This is a genomic window from Sphingobium sp. FG58, assembly GCF_057809055.1.
The window spans coordinates 197,813-207,757 of the sequence record NZ_JBMDJF010000002.1 but is presented as its reverse complement, the minus strand read 5'-3'; the positions used below and the strand labels follow the sequence as shown (position 1 = coordinate 207,757).

At 65.0% G+C, this 9,945-nt stretch carries 8 protein-coding genes; 7 read left to right on the top strand and 1 reads right to left on the bottom strand.

Going from position 1 to position 9,945, the window contains the following annotated elements; translation table 11 throughout:
• Nucleotides 1–8: 8 nt before the first annotated feature.
• The 3 genes from ACODR8_RS03755 (at nt 9) to ACODR8_RS03745 (ending at nt 2,809) form a co-directional block, all read left to right on the top strand.
• Entirely contained in the window at nt 9–788 is a 780-nt protein-coding gene (locus tag ACODR8_RS03755; protein WP_489006017.1) for a type III pantothenate kinase, read from the top strand.
• Nucleotides 788–2,425 (top strand): ribonuclease J, encoded by a 1,638-nt coding sequence (locus ACODR8_RS03750; protein WP_489006016.1) that lies wholly within the window; start codon nt 788–790, stop codon nt 2,423–2,425. Before ACODR8_RS03755 ends, ACODR8_RS03750 begins: the two co-directional genes overlap by 1 nt.
• Nucleotides 2,426–2,545: 120 nt before the next feature.
• Nucleotides 2,546–2,809 (top strand): DUF1467 family protein, encoded by a 264-nt coding sequence (locus ACODR8_RS03745; protein WP_217672160.1) that lies wholly within the window; start codon nt 2,546–2,548, stop codon nt 2,807–2,809.
• Between the two features lie 265 nt (nt 2,810–3,074).
• On the opposite strand, the gene ACODR8_RS03740 is transcribed toward ACODR8_RS03745, so the two are convergent.
• On the bottom strand, nt 3,075–5,747 hold the full coding sequence (locus ACODR8_RS03740) for a coiled-coil domain-containing protein (RefSeq protein WP_489006015.1): 2,673 nt from the start codon (nt 5,745–5,747) through the stop codon (nt 3,075–3,077).
• A gap of 81 nt (nt 5,748–5,828) precedes the next feature.
• Between ACODR8_RS03740 and ACODR8_RS03735 the strand changes: the two genes are divergently transcribed.
• The 4 genes from ACODR8_RS03735 (at nt 5,829) to ACODR8_RS03720 (ending at nt 9,925) form a co-directional block, all read left to right on the top strand.
• The gene (locus ACODR8_RS03735) at nt 5,829–6,131 is read left to right on the top strand and encodes an Hpt domain-containing protein (protein WP_489006014.1); all 303 of its coding nucleotides are present in this window, start codon (nt 5,829–5,831) and stop codon (nt 6,129–6,131) included.
• Nucleotides 6,132–6,221: 90 nt separating this feature from the next.
• Nucleotides 6,222–7,403 carry a hypothetical protein gene (locus ACODR8_RS03730; protein ID WP_489006013.1) on the top strand — a complete coding sequence of 394 codons (1,182 nt, stop codon included), beginning with the start codon at nt 6,222–6,224 and terminating at the stop codon, nt 7,401–7,403.
• Between the two features lie 57 nt (nt 7,404–7,460).
• The gene (locus ACODR8_RS03725; RefSeq protein ID WP_489006012.1) at nt 7,461–8,549 is read left to right on the top strand and encodes a DUF2336 domain-containing protein; all 1,089 of its coding nucleotides are present in this window, start codon (nt 7,461–7,463) and stop codon (nt 8,547–8,549) included.
• The gene (locus ACODR8_RS03720) at nt 8,546–9,925 is read left to right on the top strand and encodes a sensor histidine kinase (RefSeq protein ID WP_489006011.1); all 1,380 of its coding nucleotides are present in this window, start codon (nt 8,546–8,548) and stop codon (nt 9,923–9,925) included. The genes ACODR8_RS03725 and ACODR8_RS03720 overlap by 4 nt, the downstream gene beginning before the upstream one ends.
• Nucleotides 9,926–9,945: the final 20 nt, after the last annotated feature.

Sequence of the window (9,945 nt, the reverse complement as noted above, 5' to 3'; positions counted from 1 at the left end):
GACCGGCCATGCTTCTCGCGATCGACGCGGGCAACACCAATGTGGTTTTCGCGCTGCTCGAAGGGCGGACCATCCGCGCGCGCTGGCGGATTGCGACCGATCCGCGCCGTACGGCGGACGAATATGCGGTGTGGCTCAACCAGTTGCTGATGCTGGAAGGCTATAAGATCGCTGACGTCGATGCGGTCATCATTGCGACCGTGGTGCCGCGCGCGCTGCATAATTTGCAGGTGCTGGCCGAAAAATATTTCAGGACGACGGCTTTGATCGCCGGGCAAGCGCCGGTCGACTGGGGCATAGAACTGGACGTGGCGGAGCCGGGGTCGGTGGGGGCTGACCGGGTTGTAAACGTCATCGCCGCGCACCATCTTTATGCAGGCGACCTGATCGTCATCGATTTTGGCACCGCGACGACGTTCGATGTTGTCGATTATAGCGGCGCCTATAAGGGCGGGATCATCGCGCCGGGCATCAACCTGTCGCTCGATGCGCTGGTCGCGGCGGCGGCGAAGCTGCCCAAGATCGCCATCGCCCCGCCGGAAAATCGATCGGTCATCGGGCGAACGACCGAAGCACAGATGCATATTGGCGTCTTTTGGGGCTATGTAGCCATGATGGAGGGGCTGGTCGCCCGGATGAGGGCCGAAATTGGCCGCCCGACCAGAGTGATTTCGACGGGGGGCCTTGCGGTCCTCTTCAATGATAACAGCGATATTTTCGATGCGATCGCGCCGGACCTGACGGTTCAGGGCCTCGCGCTGATGCACGAACGGAGTTTACAAGCGTAATGAAACCCAAGGATGAGCTGCTCTTCCTGGCCCTAGGCGGGTCGGGCGAGATTGGCATGAACGTCAACTTATACGGTTGCCAGGGCAAATGGGTGATGGTCGATCTCGGCATGACCTTTGGCGATCCCAATTATCCGGGCATCGAACTGGTGCTGCCGGACCTGAGCTTCATCGAGGAACGGCGCAAGGATCTGCTCGGTATCGTGCTGACCCACGGGCATGAGGATCATATCGGTGCGATCCCCTATCTGGCCGCGGACCTTGGCGTGCCGCTCTATGCCACGCCGTTTACCGCTGGCCTCATCCGCCTGAAGCTGGAGGAAGAGGGGCTGACCAAGGAGGTCAAGCTCCACGTCATTCCCAACGAGGGCAGCTTTGAGCTTGGCCCGTTCGGTTTCCGCTACATGCCGCTGGCGCACTCGATCCCTGAGGGCAATGCGCTGGTGATCGACACGCCGCATGGCCGCATTTTCCACACCGGCGACTGGAAGCTGGACGATCAGCCCTTGCTCGGCGTGCCATCGACCCCGGCGGAACTGACCGCAGTGGGCGATCAGGGCGTGCTGGCGCTGGTGTGCGACAGCACCAATGTGTTCAATGACAAGGCCAGCGGCTCCGAAGGCGATGTCCGTGAAGGGCTGATGCAGACGATCGAGGGGGCCACGGGCCGGGTGCTGGTCACCACCTTTGCGTCCAACGCTGCGCGCGTCCAGACGTTGGGCGAAGTGGCGGGGGCGATGGGGCGCAAGGTGTGCGTCGCGGGCCGTTCGCTCGACCGGATCATCGGCATGGCCAAGGCCAGCGGCTATCTCAAAGGCTTTCCGCCGACGGTCGACTGGGACGAGGCGATGAAGCTGCCCCGTGACGAGGTGATGATTATCGCCACCGGTGGTCAGGGGGAAGCGCGCGCCGCGCTGGCACGCATCGCGTTCGACAGCCATCCGATCAAACTGACCGAGGGCGATCTGGTCGTCTTTTCGTCCAAGCAGATTCCCGGCAATGAAATCGCCATCGGTCGCATCCAGAATGCGCTGGCGGCGAAGAATGTCGTGATGGTCACGGACCGGCAGGCCGAGGTTCATGTGTCCGGCCATCCGGGGCGTCCTGAACTGGAAGCCATGTATCGTTGGATTCGGCCGGAAATATTGCTGCCGGTCCATGGCGAACGGCGGCATATGGCCGAACAGGCACGGCTGGGGCTGGCGACGGGCATCCCCCACGCGGTGGTGCAGTCCAATGGCGACCTGCTGCGACTGGCGCCGGGCAAGCCGACGATCATCGGGCGGCAGGAAGTTGGGCGGCTGGTGCTGGATGGCGACGTCATCCTGCCTGCCGAGGGCGCGACGATGAACGAACGGCGCAAGCTGGGGCTGCATGGCCAGATCAGCGTTGCCGTGGCGCTCGATGCCAAGGGACGGCTGCTTGGCCGACCGACACTGCGGACGCAGGGCGTTCCGGTGGAAGAGGATAAGGCGGACTTTCTGGCTGAAGCGGCTGACGACGCGGCGGATGTGATTGCCAAGGGATCGCATGAGGAAGAGGCGGTGCGCGAGCGTATCCGCCTGGCCGTGCGCCGCACCGCGACGCGATGGACGGGCAAGAAACCGATTGTGGACGTGCTGCTCATTCGGGCCTAGGATTTTGGTATCGTGTTCCCGCGCAGGCGGGAATCCGGTTCCAGCCTATCAACTGGGTTCCCGCCTGCGCGGGAACACATCATCATGTAGATTGATAGAGACGAGCGAAGATACAAGGCCATGAACCTCTACGCCATTTTCGCCATCTATGTGCTGTTCTGGGTGATCAGCGCGTTCATCATCCTGCCTTTTGGCATCCGCACGCCCGACGAAACGGGCGAGCGGATGGTGAAGGGGCAGGCGGATAGCGCACCCAGCAATTTCCGGCCGGGCGTCGTGGCGCTTCGGGCGACGCTGCTGTCAGCTTTGCTGTTCGGCCTCTATTACGCCAATTATGTGCAGGGCTGGATCACGCTGGATATGCTGCCGGGTTATTCACGCTAAGGTGGGATAATCATAAATTGAATAATCTCCGTTCGTGCTGAGTAGCGACTGAGCTTGTCGAAGTTGAACAGGCCGGATCGTCCCCCGGACGATCCTGAACCATCCGGGGGATGGTTCACCTGTTCAAGTATCGAAGCATCAGACGTTGCTCACATCCTTCGATATGCCATTTGACCTACGGTCGTCTGCGACTCCGACTTCGCTCAATGGCTACTCAGGACGAACGGATGATAGTAAAGTCATCCCACGTTAAAGGCTGACCCGCTTACTGCCGCAGTCGCTCGATCGCCTGCGCCAGCGCGACATAGAGTTTGCCCATGTCGGAGGAGAGGATAGCGACGCCCAGCGCGTTGCCGTCGCGCGCGGACAGGATGATCCGCAGCATCCCTTCAAAATCATGGATATAGCGGTTCACATGATCGCGAAATTCCGGGTCATTGTCGTAATGGAGCGCAATTTCGCGCGATTCCCCCGCATCCAGCAGCCTGACCGCGCGACGGGTGAATACGCCGCGATCGCCCTTCAGATAGGCCGACCAGCTTGAATCGGTGACGTCGTTGGACAGGATCTTGGCGACGTCGATGGCTGTGCTGTTGAGCGACTCGATCAGCAGCGCGGAGCGGCGGGCGAAATGGTCGCGGTCGCGATTTTCGGAAGCGCGCTCGGCTTCCTCGATTCGCTGTTCGACACTGGCGCTGGTGTCGGCGATGGTCAGCAACTGGCGGGTCAGCCGCTCGGACGCCTGGTGTGCGGCCTTGACCGCATCTTCCGCGACGCGCGCGACCTGTTCGATCTGCGCCGTCACCTTGTCACCGATGGCGGTCTGCATCGCCTGTTCGCTGGCGTCGGCCAGAGCCTGGGCGGCTTCAGGAATGGCGCGGCCCAGCGCCTGACGCGCGCGTTCGGCGGCCTGATCGGCCGTATCCTTGACGCGCAGCAAGGCGGTGACGAGCAATGGCCCTGCCCCCTCGGTGATGCGGGTCGCGTCCTGATGCGCGCCGTCAAGCGCCACGCGCAGCCGTTCGACGAGATTGCGATTGGCCTCCAGCCCGCCCTGCGTGCTTTCCAGCCATTCGGTCAGGCGACTGCCCTGACCGCGCAGCAACGATTCGGCCTCTTCCGCCCGACCGACCAGCGCCTGCGAAATCGCCTCCAGCCGCTCCATTTCCGGTGTCGTGTTGCCCAGCAGCGCGCGGCTCTGTTCCAGCCGGGAGTCGAAACGCTCCAGTGCGGCGGGATAGGTCTCGTCCAGTTCGCGCACGCTCGAATCGAGCGCGACGAGCAGCGTTTCGGCGCAGCCGATCAGCTTTTCGGCGGTCATGCCGCCATTGGCCAGCGCGCCGTCGATCCGCTGCGTTTCGCTGGTCAGGCGCGCAAGCGCTTCGGTCAACCGTTCGCTGCGGGCAAGGGCCACTTCTTCGAGCGTTGCGAAGCGGGTCTGCGTCGTGGTGATCGTTTCGTCCAGCCCGGCCTGGATACCGGCCATCAGGCTGTGCTGCCCCGCCATGACGTCGTTGATCTGGTGCAGCCGGTTTTCGACGTCGCCGATCGTGTTGGCCAGACCCGTGACCGTCTCGCTGCCGATGGCGTCCAGGCTGTCGCGCGACCGGGTAACCAGCGATTCGAGCGCAGCGGACTGGGACGACAGATTGCCGTCGGTCAGCGCCAGCGCTTCCTGCGCGCGGGCCAGCGCGGCGTCGAGCCGTTCGCGCAGGTCGGTTTCTATGGCATTCATGTCCCGCGTCAACGTCGACAGCGTGGTCTCGCTGACATTGCCGATCCCGGCCTGTGCGGCCGCAACAAGTGCTTCGAGATGTTCGGCGCGGCGCGACAGCCCTTCGTCGGTCGTCGCCATGGTGGCGCGCACGCTGCGCAAAGCGTTGTCGAGACGGCCGGTCAAATCTGCCTGCGCCGTGTCGAGATCATGGATCAACGCCGTGCGCACGCTTTCGCTGGTGCTGGCGATGCCGGTTTCGGCGGTTTCGACCAAAGTTGCCAGGGCCGCTGCCTGCAATTCGATATCCTGACGGGTGCGATCCATCGCCTGCCGCGCGCTCTGGGCGGTGGCGTCGATGCGTCCGGCGGCGATCTCCGCCATGCCGGTGACTTCTTCATTGGCGGCGCGGGTGGATTCCTGGAGCTGGGTAAGCTGGCTCGACAGGCTCTTGGTCGCGGACAAAGTGCGGGCGCGGGCGTCGTCGGACAGTTCGGCCAGCGCATGAAGCCGCGCTTCGAGCGTGTCGATCCGTTCGGCCAGCGCATGGCCATTGTCCATGATCTGTGCCGCCATGCGACCGGTGCGGTCCTCCAGTTCGGGGATCGACGCGATCAGCGAGTCCATCTTGGCAAGGAGCGCCGTGCTGGCCCGTTCGGCGGATTCGGCGCGGTCGGCGGTCGCTTGCGACCGGCTGGCGATCAGTTCGGCGGACGCTTCCATATTGCTGCTGGCGGCCGCGCCATAGCTGTCGAGCAATTCGGCCTGGTCCTGCATCGACTGGCGGGCGGTTTCCAGCTGGGTGGCGATCCGGCCCAGGCGCAGTTCGAGCAGATCGGCCTCCGTCCGCAGGGCGCGGGCCGTGTCGAGATAGCGGCGCGATTCGGCGCGGCTGTTCCGCATCAGCAGCAGGTAAGCCAGACCAAGCAGGATGAGCGGGACGACCAGCGTGGCGATGGCATTGGCCCAGAACAAGGGACCACCGGCCAGATCGCCCGACGCCACCATCGCCCAGCCGGCAAAGCCGACCCAGCCGACGCCAAGCAAGGTCAATCCGATGCGCACACGCCTGACCCAGGCATCGCCCGCGCCATCATCCGAATCATCTTCGTCGATGTTGAGAGCCGCCTGTTTCAAAAGTAAAATGTCATCCGCCTGCGACGCATCGCTGGCCGCGCTTGGTTCGTCGCGCCAAAACTCGACGATTGTGCTGCCCCCTGTCATGGCGTGCATCCTAGCAGCTTTTCCGCCCGCGCAAATGCCCTGTTACCAAAACTTAACGCAAGCCAGATAGCGTCTGTCTCTATGTCCTATGATCCTGGCGCCCTCCATGCAGCTTTATCCGCAGCCGTCGGCGACGACAGCGCCCTGATTGCGGACCTGCGCGTCGCCTTCATGGAAAGTGCGGAGCGGCAGATCGACTTGCTGGCGCGCGCGCGGTGCGACGCCAATTGGGAACTGGCGGCGTGGCGGCTGAAAGGGCTGGCGGCAAGTTTCGGGCTGACCGCGCTGATGGCGCTGGCGGACGAGGCGGCCGAGGCGGCACCGGGCGATCCGCGGGTGCTGCGCCGTTTGCGCGCGGCGCTGGCGGGGCTGCAACAGACCTGAATCGCGGCGCTGGCACGGCTGCGCTTGCGCGAAGCCTTCAGCCTTGCGACAAGACCCGCTGCACAACAATCGGGTCGATACCATAACGATATGAGTTTCGCGGCTATTCTCAGCGCCAGCCGGGCTTCGGGCGATTCGTCCGGGGGCCAATCGACCGGGGGTCAGCGCGCGAGTCTGTATTTTGCCGGGCAGACTCTGGTGGAATATCAGGCGCGGCAAGCGGCGCAGGCGGGCGCGGATCGCATCATGATTTTGGTGAGCGTCATTACGCCCGCTTTGTCGCAGGCCGTTGATCGGCTGAGCGCCGATGGGATCGCGGTCGCATTGGTACGGGACATGGTGTCGATGGTGCGGGATGCGCCCCGTGATGCCGACGTGCTGCTGGTCGCCGACGGGGCGATCGTGTCGCAGGCGCATTTCGAGGCGATGGGCAGCGCGGAGGGCAATGCCCTGCTGGTCACGGATGACAGCCGCGCCAGCACGCCGTTCGAGCGAATCGATGCGGGACAGCGCTGGGCCGGGCTGGCGCGGATCAGCCCGACATTGTTGTTCGGCACGCTCGACATGATCGGCGACTGGGATTTGTCGCTGACGCTGGTGCGCGCGGCGGTGCAGAAAGGCGCGCGCCGCGTCACCGTTTCGCAGGATGATCTGCTCGAAGGGCGGGTCGCGCTGATCGAAACCCAGCAGCAGGCCGATCTGGTGGCGCAGGCGGTGACGGCAGCGGGTGCGTCGTCGGCACGGGCGCGGGGGGGCGTTGAACATTATCTTCTATCGCCTCTCGCCCGGATGATCAGCCCGGCGCTGATGCGGATGCAGGTGCCAGCGATGCAGGTGCGGATCGCCGCCATCGCGCTGGGAGCGATCGCGCTGGTGCCGGTAGAGCTGCTGTGGACGTTGACCGGATTTGCCCTGTTGCTGGGGGCGTTATTGCTGGCGGAAATCGCCGACCGGCTGGACGAACTGGCGCTGCGGCCGCCGCCCATGGGCTTGCTGGCGTTCGTGACGCCGTTGCTGGCGCTGATCGGCATCGTGCTGGCGGGCAGCAGTACGCTGGCCGCCGATCTGGCGCTGTTGCTTGGGATCATGCTGGTGGCGGATCGCTGGCGACGGACCGGCAATGTCCGGCCGTGGATGATCGTCACGCCCGGCACCGTCCTGTTGCTGCTGATCGTCGCCGGGCTGGTCGGGATGCTGGCGCAGGGCATCAGAGTGGCGATGCTGGCGCTGATCGCATCGGCCGGGGCGATCATATTGCGCCCGCGCGACTGAGCATATTTCGCCGCCAGGGTTTAGTGCATTTTAAGGACGTCGGGCTATGGTCCCGGTATGAACGCCTATTCGTCCCTTACCGGTGCGGCCATGGCGGACAGCTGGCCGATGGCGCAAGTCATGGCGGGCATGTCCGCCGTGCCGGTTGGCCATGCCATCGATCTGGCTTTCTTTTTCCCGGTCGAGGAACGGGCGCGCCATGATGCGCTGATCGCGGAAACGCGGCGGCATCTGGGCGGATGCCTGAACGGAATAGAGATGGCGCTGCGGCTGTCGCTCGACCATGCGCCCGATGTCGCGCACATCCTTTCCCGGTCGCCTGAATCGCTATGCTGGCCGACGGTGCAGGCGCAACCGACGCTGATCGGACCGGCTCTGCTGGCGCATATGCAGATGCGTGCCGGGGTCAGCCTGATGCTGCGGCAATTTGGTCAGCCCGACATCGAGCGTTTGGATGATGGCGATGGCGGCGTGTTGGCGCTGGGCGATGATCCGCTGGTCGCCGATGCGCTGTCCGCGCTGGCGCTGGCGGAAGGACGCTGGATCGCCACGGGCGGCGAGGATCGGCCGATGCGGCCGGACCTGCCCGCTGAATATTTCGCCGAACTGGTGTGGACGGCATCCGCCTGTCTGGCGGCCGTCGTGCAGCGGAGCGCGCCTGATCTGGGCGACGCCCTGCTGGCGGCGTTCGAGCGGTCGGGCTGGGCCTTGCTCGCCGACCATGATGAAAGCGTCAGTCCGATTGCCGAGGCTGACCGGCTGGTGCGGCGGATGGGCGACCTGGCTGATTCGCCGGAACTGATGGGTGTCGCGCTGGGGCAGCGGCGCTTTTTGCTGTTTGCGGCGCTGGCGGCAAGGCGACTGCGCATGGCGACGGTGCAGGCGACGGACATATTGGTGATCGGACCGCTGGCGCAGGTGGCGATGCTTTGCCGGGCGCTGGGCGGATCGGACGCTGATTATCGCCATTTGCTGCTGGCGTTGCGGCCGGTCCGGCCATCGCTGTCTGACGCTGCGATCGTGGCGGAGGCGGAGCGCTATCAGGGGCTGACAGACATGCAGGCCGATGCAGCCGTCAGCGCGCTGCGCACGCCGCCCGCCTTCCGCTCCCGGCTCGATCATCTGCGCCGGTTGACGGGCGCGTGAACATGCCGTCGCATCCTGCGATCATCCGGGCCTCCATCTCCACCGACGGCCTGTTGCTGAGCGCCGACCTGCGCCTGCTGACGCTTCAGCGCGAGGCGGGGGGCGACCTTGGCGCGCCAGTGGCCGTGCCGCAACTGGCCGCGATCGCGCGGCTGTCGGCCCGGCTGGGCATCACCGTGTCGCGGCCGATCATCGCCGCGACCGAGCATGGTGACATCGACATGTGGGTACGGGCGCGGCCCGATAGCGATGGCGTTACCCTCTCGATCATCGACTGGCATGAGCGGCCGGCTATCGCGCTGCCAGCGGACATAGGGCGGCGCGAGGTGGATATTGCCGCGCTGGCCGATGGCTGGAGCTGGCAGATCGACATGCAGTTGCGGTTCCAGATGGTGCTGGCCGGGAGCGACGTGCATGGCGCGCTGCCGCCCGATCCGCCTGTGCCGGGCAGTCGTTTTTCCAGCTATTTCCAGCTTCAGCCCGACGAGGAAGGCGACATGGCGATGCTGCGCGCCTTTGCCCAAAGGCGTGCCTTCCGCGATCAGACGGCAGTGCTGGTCAGCGATCCGGCGCGGTCGTTTCGTCTGTCGGGCTTTCCTATGTTCGATCTGGCCGGGCAACTGACCGGCTATCGCGGCACCGCCTTTCCGCTGGAGCAGGCGGTGGTCGTGCCGATGGCGCAGGAAGCGGCGGTCGCGCTCTATCCCGGCGAATTTGGCAAGCGGCTGGACCGCTCGCTGCGGCAGCCGCTAGGGCGGATCATCGCCAACGCCGACACGATCAGCGCGCAGCTGCAAGGGCCGCTGCGCCCCGATTATGCCGATTATGCCACGGACATCGCTGCGGCCGGGCGGCATCTGATGGCGCTGGTCGATGATCTGGCCGATTTGCAGGCGATCGACCGGCCCGATTTCAGCGTGATCGCCGAAGATGTCGATCTGGCCGATCTGGGCCGTCGCGCTGCCGGATTGCTGGCGGTCAAGGCGCTCGACCGGCAGATTCGCATAGTTGCGCCGGACCCGGACGCCAGCACGCCCGCCACCGGCGAGTTTCGCCGGGTGCTGCAAATATTGGTGAACCTGATCGGCAATGCGGTGCGCTATTCGCCCGAAGGCAGCGAGGTGCGGATCGTTACTGAAGGCGATCATGGCCAGGCGCGGATCATGGTGATCGACCAGGGGCAGGGGGTCGCGGTCGCGGATCGCGAGCGGATTTTCGAGAAGTTCGAGCGGCTGGGCCGCGACGATGCCGGGGGCAGTGGCCTGGGCCTCTATATCTCCCGTCGCCTTGCCCGCGCGATGGGGGGCGATATTCGCATTGGCGGCGCGCCGGGCGAGGGCGCGCGTTTCATCCTGTCATTGCCGACGGACCTATAGCCCTATGAAAAACGGCGCCC

What these genes read in the sequence shown, in the direction of transcription:
- ACODR8_RS03755 (WP_489006017.1), top strand. Translation starts at nt 9, where the DNA reads ATGCTTCTCGCGATCGACGCGGGCAACACCAATGTGGTTTTCGCGCTG.
- ACODR8_RS03750 (WP_489006016.1), top strand. Translation starts at nt 788, where the DNA reads ATGAAACCCAAGGATGAGCTGCTCTTCCTGGCCCTAGGCGGGTCGGGC.
- ACODR8_RS03745 (WP_217672160.1), top strand. Translation starts at nt 2,546, where the DNA reads ATGAACCTCTACGCCATTTTCGCCATCTATGTGCTGTTCTGGGTGATC.
- ACODR8_RS03740 (WP_489006015.1), bottom strand. Translation starts at nt 5,747, where the DNA reads ATGACAGGGGGCAGCACAATCGTCGAGTTTTGGCGCGACGAACCAAGC.
- ACODR8_RS03735 (WP_489006014.1), top strand. Translation starts at nt 5,829, where the DNA reads ATGTCCTATGATCCTGGCGCCCTCCATGCAGCTTTATCCGCAGCCGTC.
- ACODR8_RS03730 (WP_489006013.1), top strand. Translation starts at nt 6,222, where the DNA reads ATGAGTTTCGCGGCTATTCTCAGCGCCAGCCGGGCTTCGGGCGATTCG.
- ACODR8_RS03725 (WP_489006012.1), top strand. Translation starts at nt 7,461, where the DNA reads ATGAACGCCTATTCGTCCCTTACCGGTGCGGCCATGGCGGACAGCTGG.